General features: G+C 34.4%; 20 protein-coding genes. 18 read left to right on the plus strand and 2 right to left on the minus strand.

Annotated features, from left to right (window positions below; genetic code table 11):
• Nucleotides 1-371 precede the first annotated feature (371 nt).
• Nucleotides 372-2,126 carry a M3 family oligoendopeptidase gene (locus RMR19_RS06070; RefSeq protein ID WP_310602607.1) on the minus strand — a complete coding sequence of 585 codons (1,755 nt, stop codon included), beginning with the start codon at nt 2,124-2,126 and terminating at the stop codon, nt 372-374.
• Nucleotides 2,127-2,267: 141 nt separating this feature from the next.
• On the opposite strand from RMR19_RS06070, the gene RMR19_RS06075 reads away from it, so the two are divergent.
• From RMR19_RS06075 to RMR19_RS06145, 15 genes are all read left to right on the plus strand, one after another.
• Nucleotides 2,268-3,221, plus strand: coding sequence for a hypothetical protein (locus RMR19_RS06075; RefSeq protein WP_310602608.1), 954 nt, complete (start codon nt 2,268-2,270; stop codon nt 3,219-3,221).
• A gap of 2 nt (nt 3,222-3,223) precedes the next feature.
• On the plus strand, nt 3,224-3,562 hold the full coding sequence (locus RMR19_RS06080) for an STAS-like domain-containing protein (protein ID WP_310602609.1): 339 nt from the start codon (nt 3,224-3,226) through the stop codon (nt 3,560-3,562).
• 11 nt (nt 3,563-3,573) lie between these two features.
• Complete coding sequence (locus tag RMR19_RS06085) at nt 3,574-4,149, plus strand: PIN domain-containing protein (RefSeq protein WP_310602610.1); 576 nt, start codon at nt 3,574-3,576, stop codon at nt 4,147-4,149.
• A gap of 118 nt (nt 4,150-4,267) precedes the next feature.
• Nucleotides 4,268-5,263, plus strand: coding sequence for a glycosyltransferase (locus tag RMR19_RS06090; protein WP_310602611.1), 996 nt, complete (start codon nt 4,268-4,270; stop codon nt 5,261-5,263).
• Nucleotides 5,264-5,302: 39 nt separating this feature from the next.
• Nucleotides 5,303-6,232 carry a glycosyltransferase family 2 protein gene (locus RMR19_RS06095; protein WP_310602612.1) on the plus strand — a complete coding sequence of 310 codons (930 nt, stop codon included), beginning with the start codon at nt 5,303-5,305 and terminating at the stop codon, nt 6,230-6,232.
• A 15-nt stretch (nt 6,233-6,247) separates the two neighbouring features.
• Nucleotides 6,248-7,213 carry an LCP family protein gene (locus RMR19_RS06100; protein ID WP_310602613.1) on the plus strand — a complete coding sequence of 322 codons (966 nt, stop codon included), beginning with the start codon at nt 6,248-6,250 and terminating at the stop codon, nt 7,211-7,213.
• Nucleotides 7,203-8,990, plus strand: coding sequence for a single-stranded-DNA-specific exonuclease RecJ (gene recJ / locus RMR19_RS06105; protein WP_310602614.1), 1,788 nt, complete (start codon nt 7,203-7,205; stop codon nt 8,988-8,990). The genes RMR19_RS06100 and recJ overlap by 11 nt, the downstream gene beginning before the upstream one ends.
• A 94-nt stretch (nt 8,991-9,084) precedes the next feature.
• A complete protein-coding gene (locus RMR19_RS06110; protein ID WP_310602615.1) occupies nt 9,085-9,609 on the plus strand; it encodes an adenine phosphoribosyltransferase in 525 nt (174 codons plus the stop codon).
• 167 nt (nt 9,610-9,776) lie between these two features.
• On the plus strand, nt 9,777-12,077 hold the full coding sequence (locus tag RMR19_RS06115; protein WP_310602616.1) for a RelA/SpoT family protein: 2,301 nt from the start codon (nt 9,777-9,779) through the stop codon (nt 12,075-12,077).
• Nucleotides 12,078-12,101: 24 nt separating this feature from the next.
• Nucleotides 12,102-12,746 carry an MBL fold metallo-hydrolase gene (locus RMR19_RS06120; protein ID WP_310602617.1) on the plus strand — a complete coding sequence of 215 codons (645 nt, stop codon included), beginning with the start codon at nt 12,102-12,104 and terminating at the stop codon, nt 12,744-12,746.
• A gap of 113 nt (nt 12,747-12,859) precedes the next feature.
• The gene (gene hemZ, locus RMR19_RS06125) at nt 12,860-14,314 is read left to right on the plus strand and encodes a coproporphyrinogen dehydrogenase HemZ (RefSeq protein ID WP_310602618.1); all 1,455 of its coding nucleotides are present in this window, start codon (nt 12,860-12,862) and stop codon (nt 14,312-14,314) included.
• A 37-nt stretch (nt 14,315-14,351) separates the two neighbouring features.
• On the plus strand, nt 14,352-14,996 hold the full coding sequence (locus tag RMR19_RS06130; protein ID WP_310602619.1) for an HD-GYP domain-containing protein: 645 nt from the start codon (nt 14,352-14,354) through the stop codon (nt 14,994-14,996).
• A 42-nt stretch (nt 14,997-15,038) separates the two neighbouring features.
• Nucleotides 15,039-16,283 carry a histidine--tRNA ligase gene (hisS, locus tag RMR19_RS06135; protein ID WP_310602620.1) on the plus strand — a complete coding sequence of 415 codons (1,245 nt, stop codon included), beginning with the start codon at nt 15,039-15,041 and terminating at the stop codon, nt 16,281-16,283.
• Between the two features lie 81 nt (nt 16,284-16,364).
• Complete coding sequence (aspS, locus tag RMR19_RS06140; RefSeq protein WP_310602621.1) at nt 16,365-18,170, plus strand: aspartate--tRNA ligase; 1,806 nt, start codon at nt 16,365-16,367, stop codon at nt 18,168-18,170.
• A gap of 76 nt (nt 18,171-18,246) precedes the next feature.
• Complete coding sequence (locus RMR19_RS06145; protein ID WP_310602622.1) at nt 18,247-18,546, plus strand: DUF1294 domain-containing protein; 300 nt, start codon at nt 18,247-18,249, stop codon at nt 18,544-18,546.
• Between the two features lie 37 nt (nt 18,547-18,583).
• Here RMR19_RS06145 and RMR19_RS06150 read toward each other — a convergent pair whose 3' ends face one another.
• Entirely contained in the window at nt 18,584-19,000 is a 417-nt protein-coding gene (locus RMR19_RS06150; protein ID WP_310602623.1) for a helix-turn-helix domain-containing protein, read from the minus strand.
• Between the two features lie 330 nt (nt 19,001-19,330).
• Between RMR19_RS06150 and RMR19_RS06155 the strand changes: the two genes are divergently transcribed.
• From RMR19_RS06155 to RMR19_RS06165, 3 genes are all read left to right on the plus strand, one after another.
• Complete coding sequence (locus RMR19_RS06155; RefSeq protein WP_310602624.1) at nt 19,331-19,528, plus strand: cold shock domain-containing protein; 198 nt, start codon at nt 19,331-19,333, stop codon at nt 19,526-19,528.
• A 167-nt stretch (nt 19,529-19,695) separates the two neighbouring features.
• Nucleotides 19,696-20,424: a hypothetical protein gene (locus RMR19_RS06160; protein WP_310602625.1), complete on the plus strand. Its 729-nt coding sequence runs from the start codon at nt 19,696-19,698 to the stop codon at nt 20,422-20,424.
• A 47-nt stretch (nt 20,425-20,471) separates the two neighbouring features.
• Entirely contained in the window at nt 20,472-22,658 is a 2,187-nt protein-coding gene (locus RMR19_RS06165; protein ID WP_310602626.1) for a PAS domain-containing protein, read from the plus strand.
• Nucleotides 22,659-22,706: the final 48 nt, after the last annotated feature.

Raw genomic sequence — 22,706 nt, forward strand, 5'->3', positions numbered from 1 at the left:
TCGGCATCCTGCCTCAGCTCAGGCTGGCTCGGCGTCCATGCCTCGCCTTCCTAGGTTGTAGATGTACACACTAAGAAGTACTAAGGTGTTTCGCTATCGTTTCTTACTTATCATACAGCAGCGAAGAAGCAAGTGTAGGTAATGAAGTTTTGCATAGTTTACTTTATTAAAACACAAGTACAGGTTACATGTTGAATGAATAAACATTCCCTATGTACTCATTGGCAAAATTATAAATGCTTTTATGAACCTTGATTTATATGATATAATAAAATCCCCCATTCATGGAGTGAACTGCTTCGTAAAAGTTAGAATTTTTAACTTTTAAGGGCAACTCAAAGCATTATGAATGTGGGGATTTTTGTAGTTAATTACTTCGTAAGTTCAAGAAACATATCTATCTCATCGGAATAGCTTTGTAAGCTTTGTCTCCAGAAATCTGGTTTTGTTAAATCAATTCCAGCCATTTTGGCAACGTCTTCTACACTGCTTACGGTAGTGGCTTTCAATAGTGCACGGTATTTTGGTACGAAGTCTTTGCCTTCTTGTTGGTACATAGAATATAGACCACGAGCAAATAAACCGCCGAATGCATATGGGAAGTTGTAGAAGCTAAGCCCTTCTGAATAGTAATGACTCTTGTTAACCCACATATATGGATGAAGAGTCTCTTCTTCTAACGAATCACCAAAAGCTTGCTTTTGAGAATCTAGCATAATCTGTTCTAAATCAGCGCTGAACAAGAATTCCTCTTTACGTCTTTCAAATACAGCACTTTCAAATAGGAAACGTGAGTAGATATCGCAGATAATTTGTGTTGTATCTTGAAGTTGGCTTTCGATAAGAACTAATTTATCTTTACCCTCAGCTTCATGAATTGCAGCATCTAGTATTACATTTTCATTAAACGTAGAAGCAGTTTCTGCAACTGGCATAGAGTAATCCAAGTTAAGAGGACGATGCTCTTGAATCTGTAAACCGTGGTAGGCATGACCAAGTTCATGTGCTAATGTCACCACATCGCCAAATGTACCATCGAAGTTTGTTAGAACACGGCTTTGTTTAATCATAGGAAGATTTTCACAGAATGCCCCACCAACTTTACCTTTACGTGGGAAGAAATCAATCCAGCTATTATCAAAGGCTTCTTCTACCATGTCAGCCAAATCATCAGCGAAATTTCTAAAGTGTTTTAAAAGATATTCTTTTGCTGATTCTGTTGTATATTCGGTATGGTTTTCTCCAAGTGGTGCGAATAATTCATACCAAGGAAGACCATTCTTATATCCAAGGATAGTAGCTTTTCTCTTGAGATATTCGTGGAATTTTGGCATATATTCTTTCATTGCAGTTAACATGGCATCTAGCGTTTCTTTAGACATATGAGATTCGCTTAATGTCATGGCAAGAGGAGATTCATATCCACGAAGTTCTGCAATCGTATTGACTTGAGATTTGATATTGTTTAAAGAAAAGCTAACGGCATCTTTAATTTTATCATAGCAGGCAATCTCTGCTTCATAGGCAGATTTACGAACTTCTTTATCTTTGCTATAAGCAAGATTACGAATTCCAGAAAGTGTTGTTTTTTCATTGTTATATTCTACTTCAACAGTAGAAGTAAGATATTGTTGTAAGGAACTCCATGCAGCTCCAGCAGATTGATTAAGTTTTGCGATAACTTCTTCTACATCATCACTTAATAGATGAGAGACATAATTTTTTTGAGTGTTGAAAAAGAATGTATATTCTTTTAAACTATCATTTGTAGCAATAATTTCCTCCAGATTTGCAATATTAGCTACATATTTATCAACTTTAGCAGAGTCTTTAGCAGTAGCATTTACTTTAGCTTGAAGACGATTAATGTTAGAAGTAGTTTCACTGTCTGTAGTATCTGTGGCTTCTCGAAGTCCAGTATAGTTTCCTAAACTGGAAATAAGAAATGTGAATTCTTCCATTAATGTAATGTATTCTACAACCGTATCGTTATCTGATTTTTGCCCAAGATTTTCTGCAAATGCATGGAATTTGTTGATAACAGTATCAAGATTTTCAAAATCCTGTTGATAAGCAGGATCATCATATCCTTTATAAAGGGCATCAAGTGACCATTCTGAATTCATATTGACCTTCTTTCTCAAGTATTGAAACTTGAATTTTTTCTAATTGACAATAGTATTGACCTTGTTGCCAAACACTATGTAATCGCTAGTTATAATTATATCAAAATGAATTTTAATAGTAAATGAATAATGTACATGACTTTGGAAATTCAAGCAAAATACGTGTTGTTGCAAAATGAATTTTATGGTAAAATATTAGATACTAAATTTGAAAGGTGGGTATTGTTGGAGTCAGTTGAAATAGAAATCAATTATAATATTAATTTAAATGTATATGATGTTCAACGAGTAATAGATATACAGCATCAAGTTATTTATGGTAAAGCAGATACATATATAATTATTTTTTCAGATGCCAAGTTTCTTAATGCTGCTGTTTCAGTTTTAATTGGAACATTGCCAGTTTATGCACAATTAAAAGGAAAGCATGTTTATATTCGCTTTAGAGATAAACAGAGTCCTGTTTTTGAGTTTATAAAGAAGGTTGGTATGTATGATTTTTTTACGAATTCCAATGAGAAGCCACAATATACGAAGCAAAGAGCTTTGCCTTTTAACAGAATAGTTAATGAAGATATGATGGAAGAATATACAGATAAAATAATGGAATTAGCACCAATTATTATGAATGATAAAGCTAGTGATGTATTATCATCATATTTTTTTGAAATATATCAGAATAGTTTTTCGCATTCAGAAAGTGAAATAGATGTTTTCTCTTGTGGTTATTGGATGGAGAAACAGCTTATATTCTCAATATATGATATGGGAGTGGGGATTCCGTATAATGTACAACATAATATTGATTGTGATATGACTTCGCAAGAATGTATTGAGTGGGCATTTCAAGAAGGGACAACTACATTAGATGAAACAATTATTAAAAGAGGTTTAGGGCTTAGCAGGCTAGAAAAATTTATAATGTTAAATGACGGTACAATGTCTCTTTATTCTCATGATATTTGTTATACCATAACAAATGGAATGAAAAAAAATATGGAATTGAATAAACCGATAAAGGGAACAATGATAATAATTAGCATAAAGGCTGATACGGAACATATGTATATAGTTGACGATGAAAAGGATGATTAATTATGAAAACAATTTTGGTGAAAGATTTATTTTCAAGTGCTTTTTCTGAAAGTAAAGCAGTAATTTTACGAGAAGAAATTCAAAAGATGTTAAGTCAAGAGGATTCGGTTGTATTAGATTTTACAGGTATTACGAAATACACGACATTATTTTTTAATTTCAGTACTGGTTTTTTTGTTTCTATATTAGGACCAGAGGAGTATGATAGGAAGATTCAGGTAAGGGGTCTATCAGATCTAGGAGAGAGTACGTATAGAAGCTCATATGAAAATGCAATAGAAAAATATAGCCCGGAAATGCATGAAGAAATATTAAATATAATCGGAAATCCACAGGACTAGGGAGGTGAGATATGACGTCTAAGATTTTTGATATTGGTAAAGTAGATATAAATTTGATTGATAAAAATGAAATATTTGCATTAGATACAAATATATTGTATTGGACGCATTATTCGCAAGCAAGTGATCCAAATTTAAGAGCTTTGCCATATCAAGTAACAAAGTATCCAAATTTTATTTCGGATTTATTGGAAAACGGAAATACGTTAGTGACTACAGTTCTTAATATTAGTGAATTAGCTCATGTGGTAGAGAATAGTGAGTTGAGAATATATAATGTACTGAATGGTTGTAAAGTAAAAAAGAAAGAATTCCGGAAGATGATTTCAGAACGATTACACTTAAAAAAAGAAATGAAAACAATCATGTTACAGTTAAATGAAACGTATGGAAATCAAATAAGAGTAATAGAAATTTCAGAGGAAAGTGTTAATCAATATATAGATAACATTGATAATAACGCATGTGACATTTTCGATTACATAGTCATTAATAAATTGAAAAAAGAGGGAATCGTTAATTTTATTACTGATGACAAAGATTTTCTGACTATTAATGATATAAACTTATATACAACATCAGTATAATTTTATTTAGCCGAGGAGAAATCCACGGCTTTTTATAAGTAATCAGATTAATATTGTCAGTAATTTAGTTGTGTGATAAGATGTAGAGATGGATAATCGTTACAGAAAGGAAATGCAGATGAGTAAATCGAATAAGTCGAAAGTGTCGGTTGATATTATAATACCAACGTACCGCCCAGATGATCAGTTCTATAAATCATTGGAAATGCTATTGAATCAGACTGTGAAAACAATAGATAAGGTGGATGAGACGGATAATGAATATCTAAATAAAATATTTATAATGAATACAGAGGAAAAATTTTTTGATAAAAAGAAGTTTCAAAAGATAAGTAAGGGTAGTAAATGTGTAGAGGTTAGGCATATTACAAAGGCAGAATTTGATCATGGGGGAACAAGAAACTTTGCGGCAAGTTTATCAAGAGCCGATATTATTATGTTCATGACACAAGATGCTGTACCAGAAAATGAACGATTAATTGAGGAACTCATACAACCATTGAAGGAAAAAAAGGTAGCTGCGTCGTATGGAAGACAGTTACCTAATGGACAAGCTGGGGAGATTGAGCGATATACAAGAGAATTTAATTATCCAAGTAAAAGTATACGTAAGAGTAAGAAAGATATTGATGTGTTAGGAATCAAGACATATTTTTGTTCTAATGTATGTTGTGCCTATAAGCGTGATGTTTATATGAAGTTAGGCGGATTTGTTACACAAACAATATTTAACGAGGATATGATTTTTGCATCTAAGATAATTCAGAATGATTATACAGTGGCATATGCTGCGGATGCAAGAGTAATACATTCTCACAAATACACATATCGTGAGCAGTTTACACGTAATTTTGACTTAGGAGTTTCGCAGAGACAGTATCGAGAGATATTTGAGAATATAAAGTCAGAATCAGAGGGGATTGATCTTGTAATAAAAACAGAACAGCATTTAATAAAAAAAGGAAAGTTTTATTTGATTCCTGATTTAGTAATGCAGAGTGGATTCAAGTTTCTTGGTTATAGAGCAGGATTACAGTATGAAAAACTATCAGATAAGACAGTAAGAAGATTCAGTATGAATAAAACTTATTGGGACAAGTGTAAGAAGAAGTAAGTGGAACAAGTAAGGGGATTAGAAAGGTCGGAGGCATCAATGGTTGAGATAGTATTGGCAGCATACAATGGAGAAAAGTATATAAAACAACAGATTGAATCAATCATGAGGAACACATACGAAGATATTCAATTGACGATATATGATGATGCAAGAGAGATAGGAACGTCAATTGCTATGACAGATATTCTGAGCGTAATGATAGAAAGATATGGGGAGAAAGTTACGTATAAGAAGAATATAGAGAATAAAGGGTGTACAAGAAATTTTCTTGAAGGATTGCAAGCGAGTACGGCAGAGTATGTTATGTTTAGTGATCAAGATGATTATTGGAACAAGGATAAGATAGAAGCAACGTTAAAGAAGATGAAAGAGATGGAGCGTATATACGGAAAAGATACGCCTTTAGTAGTATTTACAGATGCAATAGTTGTTGATTCTGAGCTTAATCTAATAAGCCTGTCCTTCCATCGTTCCAATCATTTGAATATAACTAGGCTGGATTTGGCGCATTTATTAATGGAGAATAAGCTAATTGGCTGTACGATGATGATGAATGAAGCGTTAAAGAAAAAGATAACTACGATTCCTAAGAAGGCAAGAGTACATGATTGGTGGATTGCACTTGTTGCAGCGGCATTTGGTAAGATTGGATATATAGAGAAGGCAACAATTCTATATCGTCAACATGAGAATAATGTAATTGGTAATCAAGAGTATAGCTCTTATATAAAACAGAGAATGGAAAACCTGAAGTCACAAAAAGAAGTGATAGATGCTAGTATGAGACAAGCAGAAGAGTTTTTAGAGATATACGGGGAACAAATGAAAAAAAGACAGAGAAAACTGGTAGAACGATTTGCGTATTTGAATACAAGGAGTTGGCTATATCGTCGCTACGCAATGTATTGTTATGGATATAGAAAATCGGGTCTTCCAAGGAATATAGGATTATTACTTGTAATTTAACAAGGAGGGGATTACATGGCGAGAAAAAGAAAGAAGAGTCCTCTTCATAAAGTTGCGTTTATAGGATTGCTGTTATTGTCAGCGATAACAGGATTTTTATTAGCAGAGGCAAAGATTAAGATTTATGGTGTGTTAGATGGTCTGGATAGACAAGGTGGTGTGGCATTGTCATCAGTTAATTTAGATGATGTGAGCTTAGTAGAAGACGATAGAATTATTAATATTCTTCTAGTAGGAAGTGATAAACGAGCGACGTGGACACAAACAGGACGATCGGATTCAGCAATGATTGCCACATTAGATTTAAAACATAAAAGATTAAAATTGACATCACTAATGAGAGATATGTATGTAACAATACCTAGAAATGGAGAGAACCGTTTTAATGCGGCGTATTCCTTTGGTGGAGTTAGTTTAATGTATGAAACAATAGCATCTAATTTTGGTATACGATTAGATGGGTATGCAGTAGTTGACTTTTCCGCATTTAAGAAAGTAATTAACACAATAGGTGGTGTTAAGATTAAATTGACAGATGCGGAATATAAGTATCTAACAACAGCATATAAGAAAGGTTCTGTCTTAGAGTTGCAGCCAGGGACGAATATTATGAATGGAGCACAGGCACTTGCTTATACAAGAATACGTCAAGATGCTCAAGGTGACTTTGGAAGAACGCAAAGACAAAGAAAAGTGCTGCAGGCAATATTTACAGAAGCGAAATCTATGTCATTATCGGAATTAATAGCGTTAGCCGAGGAGATTATGCCTTGCATATCAACCGATTTAACGAACGATCAGATTCTGTCTTATATGCAATCGGTTCTTATGCTTGGAACAACAGAGATTGACCAGATGAGAATACCTGTTGATAATTCTTATACACAACAAAGAATTAATGGCATGGCTGTTTTAGTTCCTGATATGCAGACAAATATAGATGCATTACAGAATTTTATCTATAATTATAATGGTGAATAGGATTGAAAGAAAATTGAGAGAAAAATGGTTTTTAAAAAACAAAAAAGAAGACTTTGCTAAAATTGCAAATGAGAATCACATAAGTGAAGTATTGGCAAGATTACTAGTGAATAGGGATATTGTTGAAAGTAAAGATATTCATACATATCTGCATTCAAGTATAGATACTATGCATAATCCACATCAATTAAAAGATGTGGATTATGCATGTGAGATTTTAGAGGAAAAGATAAAAGAGAACAAACGTATTCGAATTGTTGGTGATTATGATGTTGATGGTGTTGCATCGACATTCTTGCTATATACAGCACTACAACGTGTTGGCGCTAATGTAGACTACGAGATACCAGAGCGTATGAAAGATGGATATGGTATTAATATAAATATTATAGAGGCGGCGAGAGAAGCTTCGATTGATACTATTATTACTTGTGATAATGGTATCGCAGCAATTGAACAGACACGATATGCGAAAGAGATTGGTATGACATTTATTATAACAGACCATCATGATATTCCATTTGTAGAGGAAGATGGTGTGAGAACAGATGTGTTGCCACCTGCAGATGCGATTGTCAATCCAAAGCAACATGACTGCAAGTATCCGTTTTCTGCAATCTGTGGAGCAGTTGTGGCATATAAGTTGATAGAAGTCTTATATGAGAGGTTTTCTGTGGATAAAAGAGAGGTTGAGGAGTTACTAGCATATGCTGCGATAGCGACGGTATGTGATGTTATGGATTTAGTTGATGAGAATCGGGTTATTGTTAAGTATGGTTTGGAATTACTAAAGAAAACTGACAATAAGGGATTGAAAGCATTAATAGAGCTTCATCAAATCAATACATATAAGTTATCAGCGTATCACCTTGGTTTTATTATTGGTCCTTGCCTGAATGCTTCTGGTCGTCTTGAAACAGCAAAGATTGGTCTATCACTATTACTGGAACAGGATGGCGAAACAGCTAGACAGATAGCAATACAATTAAAAGAGTTAAATGATAAGCGTAAAGATATGACAGCAAGAGGTGTCGAACAAGCAATTGAGATGATCGAAACGACAGATTTGATAAACGATAAGGTATTAGTAGTGTATTTACCAGATTGTCATGAAAGTCTAGCTGGAATTATTGCAGGAAGACTTCGTGAGAGATATCATAAGCCAGCGATTGTACTAACAAAGGCAATCGAAGGAGTTAAGGGTTCTGCACGTTCTATAGAGCAATATAATATGTTTGAGGAATTAACAAAATGCAAAGAGTATTTGGGGAAGTTTGGTGGGCATCCAATGGCAGCAGGATTGTCTCTAGAAGAAGAGAATATAAAACCATTGCGTAACGCGCTAAATGAGCGTACAATACTTGTAGAAGATGATTTTATTAACAAGATTTCCATTGATGTAGTAATGCCACTTGGTTATGTGAAGGAAGAGCTTGTAGAGGAACTTGAGTTACTTGAACCATTTGGAAAAGGGAATGAGAAACCAGTATTTGCAGAAAAAGATTTATCAATAATCAAAGCTGATATACTTGGAAAGAACCGTAATACACTGAAGTTAAAAGTGGAGAATCAATACGGAAAGAGAATGGATGCTTTATATTTTAATCAAATCGATCAATTCAATGAATATCTAATTGATAAATATGGTAATAATGAAGTTGATAAGTTGTATAAGGGCATTCCCAATGATATCAAAGTATCTGTTGTATATTATCCAAACATTAATGAATATAATGGGATGAAAACGCCACAGATTATAATTCAAGGAATTCAATAAACGAAGATGTTTTGGCTTGCCAACAAGAATAGGCAGTGTTATAATAATATCTTGTTGAAAAAGAACGTGTTTAGTGATAGATGGAGGAACAGGAATGAAAAAATTAGAAGATTACGTAGTAAGTATAGAAAACTTCCCAGAGGAAGGTATTATATTTAGAGATGTAACAAGTGTACTACAAGACCGTGATGGATTAAAATTAGCGATTGATGCGATTATGGAAGAGTTAAAGGATGTTGATTTTGATGTTGTACTTGGACCAGAATCAAGAGGATTTATATTTGGTGTTCCTGTTGCTTATAATATGAATAAAGCATTTGTACCAGTTAGAAAGAAAGGAAAATTACCTCGTGAAACAGTAGAGATGGAGTATGATCTTGAATATGGTTCAGCAGTAATTGAACTTCACAAGGATTCTATTAAACCAGGACAAAAAGTAGTAATAATTGATGACTTAATTGCTACAGGTGGTACAATTGAAGCAATTACTAAGTTAGTAGAACAACTAGGCGGAGAAGTAGTTCGTATTGTGTTCTTAATGGAATTAGAAGGATTAGAAGGAAGAAAGAAATTAGACGGATACGATGTCGTATCTGTTATTAAATATGAAGGTAAATAAAGTCAATTAGACAGCGTTTGCCGATTGAAGAAGTGAGCCGTGGCTCACTTTTTTAATAATGGGTGACAATATTCTATTATTTTGTTGATTTTTTGAATTGTTTTCTTTATAATTATTTAAAATAAGATCGTAGAGTGAATTATGACGCAGGAATAGGTGGTGATTTCATGGATAGTAAACAGCAACAAGCAGATGTGAATATTGTAAATGATGATTTTTCAGATATTACAGCGCCAGCGGATTTTACAGTACCAGAAGTGTTGTATAATAAATTAATAACGACAATACAAAGCTATCATCCCTCTGCGGATATTTCCATGATTGAAAAGGCATATACGTTAGCCTTTAATGCACATAAAGACCAAAAGAGAAAATCGGGAGAACCCTATATTATTCATCCGTTGTGTGTAGCAATCATATTAGCAGAATTAGAGCTTGATAAAGAAACTATTGTTGCAGGAATTCTTCATGATGTAGTGGAAGATACGGTGCTGACAACAGAAGAGATTACGGAACAATTCAGTGAAGAGGTTTCGTTATTAGTAGATGGTGTTACAAAGTTGACGCAATTGAACTATTCAAAAGATAAATTAGAGATACAGGCAGAGAATCTGCGCAAGATGTTCCTTGCAATGGCAAAGGATATCCGTGTTATTCTAATAAAGTTAGCTGACCGTTTGCATAACATGCGTACACTTCAGTATATGAGAGCAGAAAAGCAAAAAGAAAAAGCTCGTGAGACAATGGATATCTATGCGCCACTTGCACAAAGATTAGGTATATCTAAGATAAAAGTAGAGTTAGATGACTTATCTTTAAAGTACTTAGAACCAGAAGTCTATCAAGGTTTGATTCAAAAGATTGCAACAAAGAGAAGTGAAAGGGAGTCCTTCATACAAGCCATTGTTACAGAAGTGAAAACCCATATTCATTCAGCAAATATAGAAGCAAAGATTGACGGACGTGTAAAACATTTCTTTAGTATCTATAAGAAGATGGTGAATCAGAACAAGACACTTGAGCAAATCTATGACTTGTTTGCTGTTCGTATTGTTGTGGAATCGGTGAAGGATTGCTATGCGGCACTTGGTGTTATTCATGAGATGTATAAGCCAATACCAGGCAGATTCAAGGATTATATCGCAATGCCGAAAGCAAATATGTATCAGTCACTTCATACTACGCTAATAGGGCCAGAAGGAAAACCATTCGAAGTACAGATTCGTACGTATGAGATGCATCGTACTGCTGAATTCGGCATTGCAGCCCACTGGAAATACAAAGAAAACCAAGAAGGTAAAAACACACGAGATACGGAAGAGGCGAAACTTACATGGCTTCGTCAGATTCTTGAATGGCAAAGAGAGATGTCGGATAATAAAGAGTTTCTTACTTTGCTAAAGAGTGACCTTGATTTATTCTCTGAAAGTGTATATTGTTTTACCCCTACAGGTGATGTGAAGAATCTGCCAAATGGTTCTACACCAATCGATTTTGCTTACAGCATTCATAGTGCGGTAGGTAATAAAATGGTTGGTGCAAGAGTGAATGGCAGACTTGTACCAATTGAGTATAAGATTCAAAATGGAGATCGTATCGAAGTTATTACATCACAAAATTCAAGAGGACCAAGTCGTGACTGGCTAAGTATTGTTAAGAGCACACAGGCAAAGAACAAGATTAATCAGTGGTTCAAGGCGGAATTGAAGGATGATAATATCAGTCGTGGTAAAGAAATGATTGTTACGTACTGTAAGAATAAAAACATTGTATTAAGTGATCTTCTGAAAACCGAATTTATGACAAAAGCAATGAGAAAATACGGTTTTCGTGATTGGGACAGCGTGTATGCAGCAGTTGGCCATGGTGGATTAAAAGAAGGTCAGGTTGTCAATAAATTAATCGAAGAGAAAAAGAAAAAAGACAAAAAAGAAATTACAGATGAGAAAGTACTTGAGACAATAGCAGAAGTAAAGGATAGTAGACCGGCAGCGGTTGCAAAATCCAAGAATGGTATTGTTGTTGAAGGAATCCATGATGTTGCAGTACGTTTCTCAAAATGTTGCTCTCCTGTTCCAGGGGATGAAATTATCGGTTTCGTTACTCGTGGTCGTGGAGTGTCAATTCATAGAACGGATTGTATCAATGTTATGAATCTGCCAGAAGAAGATAGAGTACGATTGATTGATGCAGAATGGTCTGTTGCAACAGACAAGGGAATGAATGAATTATACACGGCAGAGATTAAGATTTATTCGAACAATAGAAATGGTGTACTCTTAGATGTATCCAAAGTTTTTACGGAAAACAAAATTGATGTTACTTCCATGACGGTTCGTACAAGTAAGCAAGGAACAGCAACAATTAATGTAGCTTTTGATATTCATGGCGTAGAGCAATTAAAGATTATTGTAGGCAAGATACGTAATATTGAAAGTGTACTTGATGTAGAGAGAACAACAGGTTAATGATAGAAAGCAGGTATTAGATTAATGAAGGCAGGTAATATGGAGATTTCCACATGTGTTGTTGGTCCTATTCGGACGAACTGCTATGTATTAATAAATGAAGATTCAAAAGAGTGTATTATCGTTGATCCAGGTGATCAAGCAATGGTTATTGAGACAAAGATAGAAACAGATGGCTTAAAGCCAGTAGCAGTCCTATTAACACATGGGCATTTCGACCATATACTAGCTGTGAAAGATATTGCAAGTGCATATGGGATTCCTGTATATGCGAACGAGGAAGAGCAAGATGTTTTATTAGATGGTAGTCTGAATTTATCAACAAGTCATCTTGGAACTACATTTTCGTTTGATGCTAGCAACTATTTGCGTGATGGTGAAAAAGTTACGTTAGCAGGTTTTGCGATGGAAGCGATTGCAACGCCAGGGCATACAAAGGGCTGTATGTGCTATTATTTTAAAGAAGAGAATGTTCTTGTAAGTGGCGACACACTGTTCCGCGAAACAGTTGGGCGTACCGATTTACCTACAAGTAGTACAAGCAAGATGATTCATTCTGTAACAGAGAAGCTAAAACAAGTAGCAGAGGAAGCAATTGTACTACCAGGACATGGTGAAACTTCAACAATGGGATATGAAAGAAAATACAATCCATATTTGGAGGGGTAAAGTATAGTTACTGATCACATGCAATATCGCGCAAGTTTTTTGTGAGTGCAGCGAATAGTAACAAAATTATACGCAAACAGGCTTGCCAGCTTGGTGCAGATGGGTGTAAAATAATGATACAGATAAAATTAACGAATATAGATTTTGAATATGATATACAATCACTAACAAAAGCATTCTTTCCGAAAGAAGATATCACATTTGATAATCAAAAAGAAGCAGAACGTGTGTTAGAGGTATCGTATGACAAGAAACAAATAGGTATTTCATTCAATGAGAATGGAGTACCTATCTTAGTGAAGTCAGATACTGTTGAGAATGAGGAACGCAGGAATAAAAAGAACGTATTGAAACGCTTACTATACAGCGTATTATCAGAAGTGGCAAACAGAACCCTACAATGGGGAACGCTAACAGGGATTCGCCCAACTAAGTTAGCGATGGAGAAGTTAGAGCAGAAGGAAGCAATCGATGAAATTGAAACATTTATGCATGAGCAGTATCTTTGTGGTAAAGAGAAGACAGATTTGTGTATGGATATTGTTACAAGAGAATATAGGATTTTAGAAGAGATTGATTACAAGAATGGTTATAGCATCTACATTGGAATACCGTTTTGTCCAAGTACATGTTTGTATTGTTCGTTTGCTTCTTATTCATTGGAAAAGTTTTCGAATCTAGTAGACGATTATGTTGAAGCACTATTCAAAGAGATAGAATATGCAAAGAATGCATGTCCGAATAAGCGATTAACAACAGTATATCTAGGTGGCGGTACGCCAACAACATTGAATGAACAACAACTAGAGCGACTATTGATAAAGGTTCATAAAGAACTTGATTTTACATACGTGAAAGAATTTACTGTGGAAGCAGGAAGACCAGATAGCATTACAAGAGAGAAACTTCGAATTCTGAAAGAACAAGGAGTAACAAGAATATCAATCAATCCGCAGACAATGAAGCAAGAGACTCTTGACTTAATTGGAAGAAAGCATACGGTTGATCAAATTAGGGAAGCATTTGCAATGGCAAGAGAAGAAGGTCATAATAATATTAATATGGATATTATTATCGGTTTGCCAGGGGAATGCAAAGAAGATGTCCAAAACACATTAAAAGAAATAGATATTCTTTCTCCAGATAGTTTGACGGTTCACACGTTGGCGATAAAACGTGCTGCAAATTTAAACATTTACAAAGATCAATACAAAGGATTGGAAGCAAAAGATGTATCAGGTATGCTTGATGTCTGTTTTAAATATACAAAAGGAGCAAACTATCAACCATACTATTTGTACAGACAGAAGAATATGGCAGAAAATCTTGAAAACATAGGATATGCAAGAGATGGAAAAGAAGGAATCTATAACATTCTCATAATGGAAGAAAAACAAACAATACTTGCTCTTGGTGCAGGAGCAGCTTCAAAATTTGTTTTTCCTGATGGGTATCGAATTGAGCGTGCGGAGAATGTTAAGAGCGTAACGGACTATATAGCAAGAGTGGATGAGATGATTGCAAGGAAAGAAAAAGTGCTTTCTGAGAACGCAGAACAACTACGCTAATTGGTCTTGGCCATGAATTGAGAAAGAGGTGCGAAGAATGGTTGATTTACTAACTGTTGATGATATTCCGTATAACGGAGAAATGCTAGACATAGCGAATGAGGATTTGGTTGAGGGTTTAAAGCATGGTATTATTGTTAGTAATTTGGCAAGGCTTTTGGCTGAAAAGCTAAATAAAGATGATATATACTGCTACGAGATGGCGAAGGCAGGTTTACTACATGATATTGGTAAATTGCGTCTTAGCAAATATCTCTATGGCAGAGGAAAGAATGTTTTGCAAATTGAAGAAATGAAATATGTGCGGATGCATTCTGAATTTAGTTATGATATACTTAACAAATATGATTTATCACCTACAATTTTAGAAGCAATCTATCATCACCATGAGAATTTTGATGGGACAGGATATCCAGATAATCTAAAGTCTTATGACATTCCTATTGGAGCTAGGATTCTTCGCACTTGTGACGTGTTTGCTGCATTGATTTCAGAACGACCATATAGAAAAGCATTTGAGATAGAGGCAGCAGTGGAATTAATGATTGATGAAGTTAAGAATTTTGATATGGAGATTTTCTTAGCGTTCCTAGAATTAGTTCATTCGCCTGAATTTGAGAAAGTGAAGGCGATTATTGAGAATAATAATAATAAGCAACAAAAATTAAAATTAATTATGTAGCAGGTTTCGATATCTGCTTTTTAGAAATAAGGGAGGCACCATATGATTACACAAAGACCAAAAGGTACAGGCGATTGGTATGGCAGTAATATGCACAAAAGAACGTTAATTGAAGAGTTAGCTAGAAAGTTATGCAAGACTTATAATATTAAGGAAATTATTACTCCAGTGTTTGAGCATACCGTGTTATTCCAACGTGGCGTTGGAGAAACAACAGATGTTGTTCAAAAGGAAATGTATACATTTGAAGATAAGGGACACAGAAGTATTACCCTTAAACCAGAGGGTACAGCAGGTGCAATTCGTGCTTATTTAGAGAACAATCTATATGCAGAGAGTGGCCCAACAAAATTATTCTATGTAACACCAGCGTTCCGTTATGAGCAACCACAAAGTGGTCGTTTACGTCAACATCACCAATTTGGTGTTGAATTCGTAGGCTCTAAGAGTCCGCTTGCAGAAGTGGAGTTAATTACATTAATTACTACATTTATTAAAGAAATCGGTTTGAAAAATGCGAAATTGCACATTAATAGTATTGGTTGTTCAAATTGCCGTAAAACATATAATGACGCACTCCTTGCGTATCTTGAGCAACACAAAGGCAAATTATGCCCAACTTGTCTTGAGAGAATGACAAAGAATCCACTTCGTGTTATTGACTGTAAAGTACCAGCATGTAAGGAAATTGTATGCAATGCGCCAAGAACAATTGATTATCTTGATGACGAATGTAGAGAACACTTTGAAGAATTACAGAGCCTGTTAAATGAGCTTCAAATTCCATATGAAATCGATACAGGAATCGTTCGTGGACTTGATTACTATACAAAGACAGTATTTGAATTTGTTAACGAAGATGGCTTCACATTATGTGGAGGTGGAAGATATGATAATCTTGTTCATGAGATAGATGAAAAACAGAATATTCCAAGTGTAGGATTTGGTATGGGTATTGAAAGAATTATCTATTTCCTTGAGAAAGAAGAAGTAGAACTTGCACCAGAAACTGTACCAGAATTATATGTGGGTATTCTTGGTAAAGAAGCGAAAGCAGCAGCATATCGTATCGTGAATACATTACGTAGTGCAGGTGTTGTTGTTGAGACAGATTATATGGACAGAAGCGTAAAGGCACAGATGAAGTATGCGAATAAAATTGGAGCGAAGAACACGGTAATTATCGGTGCAGATGAAATTGCGAATGCAAAAGCAACAATTAAAAACATGGAAACACATGAGCAAGTTGAGGTTGAACTTGATAAGATAGAAGCATATTTTCAATAAGTATCTGTAGTATTACTTTGAATGAATACATTTTAGAAAATACGATTGTAAAAAGATATAAAAATATATGGAGGATTCAACATGGCAGAGTCAATGCGTGGGTTATCAAGAACTCATAGATGTACAGAAGTATCGAAAGCGAATATTGGTGAAACGATAACCGCTATGGGATGGGTACAAAAAAGAAGAAATTTAGGTAGTTTAATATTCGTAGATTTAAGAGATCGTTCTGGTCTTCTTCAAATTGTATTTGATGAAAACGATATAGGAACAGAAGGATTTGATAAAGCTGGCAAGTTAAGAAGTGAATTCGTTATTGCTGTTGTAGGTAAAGTAGAAGCACGTTCTGGTGCTGTGAATGAGAATATGGCAACTGGAGAGATTGAGATTCGTGCAACAGAGCTTCGTATCCTTTCAGAAGCAGAAACACCTCCATTTCCAATCGAGGAAGAAAGCAATACAAAAGAAGACTTACGTCTTAAATATAGATACCTAGATCTTAGAAGACCAGACCTTCAAAGAAACCTTATTATGAGAAGTAATGTGGCTACATTAACAAGACAATTCTTAGCAGAAGAAGGATTCCTTGAAATTGAAACACCAATGCTTACAAAGAGTACACCAGAAGGTGCGAGAGATTACCTTGTACCTAGCCGTGTTCATCCAGGTAACTTCTATGCATTGCCACAATCACCACAGTTATTCAAACAATTATTAATGTGTTCTGGATATGACCGTTACTTCCAAATCGTAAAATGTTTCCGTGATGAAGATTTACGTGCAGATCGTCAACCAGAATTTACACAAATCGATATGGAATTATCTTTCGTAGATGTAGATGATGTAATCGCTGTAAACGAAAGATTATTACAAAAATTATTCAAAGAAACAATCAATGTAGATGTTCAATTACCAATCCGTAGAATGACATATGCAGAAGCTATGGATCGTTTCGGTTCAGATAAACCAGACTTACGTTTTGGTATGGAATTGAAGAATGTATCAGATGTAGTGAAAGACTGTGGATTTGCAGTATTCACAGGTGCTCTTGAGAACGGTGGTTCTGTAAGAGGTATCAATGCAGATGGACAAGGTGCAATGCCTCGTAAGAAGATTGATGCCTTAGTAGAATTTGCAAAAGGTTTTGGAGCAAAAGGTCTTGCTTATCTTTCAATCAATGAAGACGGAACATACAAATCTTCCTTTGCTAAGTTTATGACAGAAGAACAATTAGCAACATTAGTAGATGCAATGCAAGGTAAACCAGGAGACTTATTATTATTAGCAGCAGATGTAGATGATGTTGTGTTTGATGTACTTGGAAATTTACGTCTTGAAATTGCAAGAAACTTAGATTTACTTGATAAGAACGTATATAACTTCTTATGGGTAACAGAGTTCCCATTACTTGAGTATTCAAAAGAGCAAGAAAGATATGTAGCAAAACATCATCCTTTCACAATGCCAATGGAAGAAGATCTTGAATTATTAAATACTGATCCAAGTAAAGTTAGAGCGAAAGCTTACGATATCGTATTAAACGGTACAGAAATCGGTGGCGGTAGCGTGAGAATCTTCCAAAATGATATTCAAGAGAAGATGTTTGAAGTATTAGGATTCAGCAAGGAAGATGCCTATGATCGCTTTGGATTCTTGCTAAATGCATTCAAATATGGTGTACCACCACATGCAGGACTTGCCTATGGTTTAGACCGTATGATTATGCTTATGGCGAAAGAAGAGAGTATCCGTGATGTAATTGCATTCCCTAAAGTAAAAGATGCTTCTTGTCTAATGACAGACGCTCCAAATATCGTAGAAGAGAAACAATTAGTAGAATTAGGAATTGAAATTTCAGAAGTAGAAGAAGCAGCTACAGAAGAATAGAACATAGAACCAAGAAAAAAGGACGCGATGATGAAAATGTTCAACGCGTTCTTTTCTTGTAGAAGGAAGGTACATAATGGACATTGTAGAAGGGGTTAATACGTATGTGATAGCGGGAATTTGTGCGTATCTTGTTATAATGAATATAGCAGGCTTTGTTAGTATGGGAATTGATAAAAGAAGGGCAAAGCAAAAGGATTGGAGAATACCTGAAAAGACATTGTTTTTTATAGCAATTATAGGTGGAAGTATAGGAAGCATATTAGGAATGAAACAGTTTCGACATAAGACAAAGCATAAAACATTTACAATAGGGATGCCAGCGATTTTGTTGCTACAGATTTGCATAATAATTGCCTATGTAATAATAAAGTAAGGCAAAAGATAAAAAAATAAAGCAATAGAGAAAAAATCTATTGCTTTGGACACTTAGAGAGTCGGTATTTAACATACTCAAGTATATCTAGTTGTATGTGGGGTGGAAGTTGTCTGAAATTCTGCAATAGACTATGTTCGATAGAATTACTAGGTTGAACGGAAGTTCTCATTTTAGATTTTTCTATATTTGAGCGATCATTTGTAGAATAGGGTGTTTCTTCATGAAGCGTACTCGTAATAAGATTTGTGTTTATTAATTCATCTATATTTAAATTATATAGAGCAGCAAGTTGCAATAACGTTTGGTTATCTGGTGTACGTCCACCTTTTTCGTAATGCGCATACCCTTGTCTTGTAATGTTAAGGTAAACGCCGATATACTTTTGGGTATATCCATGTGTAATACGCAATTCTCTGAGTTTTTCTGAGAGCGATAAGTTATCCGATGTCATATATTCCTCCTAGATTAGTAATACAAGACTTACCCTATTATACCAATTTAATATGAAAAAGGCTTTAAAAGCAACAAAACGTGGCTTTTTCGTGAAGCAACAATTAGTTGCCTTACTCTGTTGCATTAATAATATAGAGTTGAGTGTGCTTATTGCAACGATTCTGAATTAATGTCACACAATTTGCGACATATTACCTACTTTTATGAGTATTAAGACCTATTTATGCTATTGAATGAAAAATGCATTGACAATCTTTAGAAAAAATGTTATGATATGACTGGTTGCAAGATGCAACATATTATTATTTGTTTTTGGAGGAATTGAATTATGAAAGGTACAGTTAAATGGTTTAACAATCAAAAAGGTTTTGGTTTCATCTCTGATGAACAAGGTAACGATGTATTCGTTCACTACTCTGGTCTTAACATGGATGGTTTCAAATCTTTAGAAGAAGGACAAGAAGTAGAATTTGAAGTTTCTAACGGAGCAAAAGGACCACAAGCAACAAATGTTACAAGAGTATAATCAAAGCAGTTTAATCAGTGTACCTTATTTCTAATATATAAATTATTTAATTTTTATACAGAAATAGCTATATTGTTTTAATGAATTGATTACCTACACGATTTAATGTATTAAATTGTAAAGAAACTGCCTCGGAATTAGTTGTTACTAATAAGAGGCAGTTTTTTTTGGTTCATAGGATTCAGGAAGGAAACAAATACATAATGAGATTGGCAGTAGAAGATTTAAACAAATATAATATTGAGAAATATTTTAATAAAATAAAGGGAAATGAACTTTTGGATGAGGAAGAAAAAAAATCAGCCTCGGAAGTTCTCCAACAGTTAAATAAAACATGCAAGATTACAAGTGCATCTAAAGTATATACATCTCAAGAATTCAAAATTAGTAATACAAGGATTTCAATTGGTCAAGTTAGTATTCAGGGCGAAGTATTTGCAAACGACTGTTTTCATGATGCAATGTCGGTAATGGCATTTCTTATTACGGTTGATAAGGGGGAAGAGAAAGAGCTACAAGCGAATTTACTAAGTCAGTATTACGAGACAATGTGGATATATGCTGCTTTGCAAGGCTGTCGTGATGATTTAGTAGATAAATATATGGTAAGCGAGGAAATGGACGATAGAGGTGTGTTTACACCCGTGTTAGGGCCAGGATATTTTGGAATAGATTTAATGGAAAATAGACAATTATATGAGTTGCTTAATGGTAGTAAGATGGGAATTGTTCTTAGTGATAAGAATCAGTTTACACCAGAGAATACAATTTGTGGTTTTGTTGTGGAGTTAAAATCAATGACAGAGGAGTGCAGGAATAGATTTAACAATCCATGTTGCTACTGTTTGGCAACTAAGAAGTCGTGTGGATTTTGTGATTATAAAGAAACAACATGAAGCATGACATTACAAACATAAGAAGATGATTTAAGGAGACATAAAGAGTGAGAATTGACGAAAAATTGAAATACCAACAGCTAATAGATGGAATTTCATTTCCAGTAGTAATATATACATATGAGACATACAGAATCATTGCTATTAATGAGAATGCAAAAAATATATTAGTCCCAAATGGGAAAATGCTAAAGTATATGCCAAATACAAAATTAAGAAAGCAGATAAGACAACAAGTTATGGCCGAGGAAAGCGAATTGCTGTTTAATGTAGCCGCAGTGTTTGGAAATCAAGAGGTAAATGTTGATATAGAGATTAATTCGATAGAGCTTGATGGAAAGCATATTATAATACTATTGCTAGACTATACAGAGAATCAAAGCTTTACAGATAAATCAAGCAACCATGTGCCTAGATTTTTCTGGAAGGATAAGAAGTTAAAATTAAAAGGCGCAAATTATTTTTATTATGAAGATGTAAGGAAAAGACAGATTAACTGTGATGAAATCGAAAGCTCTTATGATAGGATTAGCAAAGATATGCTAATGGAGAAAGAGATAGAGATTCTTAATACAAAAGAGCCTAGTTGGAATGTATTACAGTTGATTCAGTATAAAAATGGAACAGAAAAGTTTATTAATACAAGTCGTATTCCGATTATAAACAGAAATGGAACAGTAACAGGGATACTAGGGAATTATCAATTAGTACTTGGCAAAAAAGAATTGGAAGAGGAACTAGAGTGGCTTGAATCGGAAAAAAACAGACTTACAAAGTTATTAGTAGCCAATGATGCAATATTTCTACGAGTTCGTACCGATTCGGAATGGTCAGTAGAATATGTGACCCCTAACATTGAAAAGTTAGGCTATACAAGTAAGGACTTCTATGTGAGGAAAATAAATTTTCGTAAGCTGATAGTGAAAGAGGATTTGCGATTGGTGTTACGAGAGTTTATGAGTGTAAAGAAACAAGGAGCGGGAAGCCTTGTGATGGAGTATCGAATTAGAAAAGCAGACGAAACTCCAATATGGGTAAAGAGTACATGTGTCTATATGAGTTCAGAGAAAGATCCAGTGAAGTATTCGTATATCGATGTAATGTTAAGCGATATAACAGAAGTTAAAACACTGAAAAAGGAACTAGAAATTAGTAAGGATATTGCAAAAACAAAGTTGGAGATGATTAAAAAGGGAGAGATTCCAATTAAATTAGTACGGTTTACAGACTTGTTTAAGCTGGAAGAAATATTGACTACGACGAAAAATTTCTCCGATATGATGAACATAAGTTGTGTAATAACAGATTATGTAGGAAAATTACTCTGTAAGATAATGCGACACCCATTTATAGAAGAGGAGGTTTATCAATACTATGAAGGAAAAGAAGGAAGAGATGCCTTTCGTAGTCTGTATAAACTAGTAAGAGACAAAGAGTCAAATTATATATACGATAAAAAAAGAAAAATCTATGTGTATGCCGTTCCGTTTCGTATTGAAGACAAATGTATTGGAGTATTTAATGTATTGTCAAAAGAGGAGATGCCATCAGATTCACCAGTACTTCTATTTCTAAACGATGTAATAGAAAAACTATGTTCTTCGGTAGAAATGAATATAGAGATGCTTAGAGAGAAAGACCGACGTGAGAGTGCAGAGTTTCAACTTAGAATAGAGCAAAGAAAAAGTGAGTTTTTAAACAAGGAATTAGAAATTGCATTGACAGAAGACGATTGGCATAGTGGATTGAATAAGATTATTCGTAATCTTACACAATATATAGATGTTGGAGAGACGTTACTATTTCACCAAGTTGGCGAAGAAGATTATTATGAGAAGCTATTTGAGTGGAGTACAAATGGGGAAGAAAATCGTAAGATAACACAAGTCCGTGAGCAAATCAATCTAAAAGAATGTGAAGAACTGCTTTACATATTGAAACATAGGAGTATGGTTGTCTATCAGCAAGGAGAGATGCCAGAATATCTACAGGGACAATTTTATTTCCGGAAAGTGAAATCATTGGCGATGATTATGCTTGAATTTGAATGGAACGAAACGATTATCATAGCATTTTGTGATAAGAACACAGAGCCCGAATGGACAAACGAGAAAATTGGACTGATGACAGATGTAGTTAATATCATTAAGGTGATGCTACAGAAAACAATAATAAAAAGAGAAATACTTCCAAATTGTGAATACGAGAGAATCGTACAGCAATTTATAAAATAATTTGTTTTATTAAAAAGAAAGACTTTAGTTTTGTATAAAATGATGTAT

The sequence above is a fragment of the Anaerosporobacter sp. genome, from assembly GCF_031551385.1.
GTDB lineage: Bacteria > Bacillota > Clostridia > Lachnospirales > Lachnospiraceae > Anaerosporobacter.

Bases quoted from the DNA above. Each gene is read 5' to 3' on its own strand.
- RMR19_RS06110 (WP_310602615.1), top strand. From the start codon at position 9,085: ATGAAAAAATTAGAAGATTACGTAGTAAGTATAGAAAACTTCCCAGAG.
- RMR19_RS06120 (WP_310602617.1), top strand. From the start codon at position 12,102: ATGAAGGCAGGTAATATGGAGATTTCCACATGTGTTGTTGGTCCTATT.
- RMR19_RS06085 (WP_310602610.1), top strand. From the start codon at position 3,574: ATGACGTCTAAGATTTTTGATATTGGTAAAGTAGATATAAATTTGATT.
- RMR19_RS06100 (WP_310602613.1), top strand. From the start codon at position 6,248: ATGGCGAGAAAAAGAAAGAAGAGTCCTCTTCATAAAGTTGCGTTTATA.
- RMR19_RS06090 (WP_310602611.1), top strand. From the start codon at position 4,268: ATGAGTAAATCGAATAAGTCGAAAGTGTCGGTTGATATTATAATACCA.
- RMR19_RS06115 (WP_310602616.1), top strand. From the start codon at position 9,777: ATGGATAGTAAACAGCAACAAGCAGATGTGAATATTGTAAATGATGAT.
- RMR19_RS06130 (WP_310602619.1), top strand. From the start codon at position 14,352: ATGGTTGATTTACTAACTGTTGATGATATTCCGTATAACGGAGAAATG.
- aspS (WP_310602621.1), top strand. From the start codon at position 16,365: ATGGCAGAGTCAATGCGTGGGTTATCAAGAACTCATAGATGTACAGAA.
- hemZ (WP_310602618.1), top strand. From the start codon at position 12,860: ATGATACAGATAAAATTAACGAATATAGATTTTGAATATGATATACAA.
- RMR19_RS06150 (WP_310602623.1), bottom strand. From the start codon at position 19,000: ATGACATCGGATAACTTATCGCTCTCAGAAAAACTCAGAGAATTGCGT.
- RMR19_RS06070 (WP_310602607.1), bottom strand. From the start codon at position 2,126: ATGAATTCAGAATGGTCACTTGATGCCCTTTATAAAGGATATGATGAT.
- RMR19_RS06155 (WP_310602624.1), top strand. From the start codon at position 19,331: ATGAAAGGTACAGTTAAATGGTTTAACAATCAAAAAGGTTTTGGTTTC.
- hisS (WP_310602620.1), top strand. From the start codon at position 15,039: ATGATTACACAAAGACCAAAAGGTACAGGCGATTGGTATGGCAGTAAT.
- RMR19_RS06145 (WP_310602622.1), top strand. From the start codon at position 18,247: ATGGACATTGTAGAAGGGGTTAATACGTATGTGATAGCGGGAATTTGT.
- RMR19_RS06095 (WP_310602612.1), top strand. From the start codon at position 5,303: ATGGTTGAGATAGTATTGGCAGCATACAATGGAGAAAAGTATATAAAA.
- recJ (WP_310602614.1), top strand. From the start codon at position 7,203: ATGGTGAATAGGATTGAAAGAAAATTGAGAGAAAAATGGTTTTTAAAA.
- RMR19_RS06080 (WP_310602609.1), top strand. From the start codon at position 3,224: ATGAAAACAATTTTGGTGAAAGATTTATTTTCAAGTGCTTTTTCTGAA.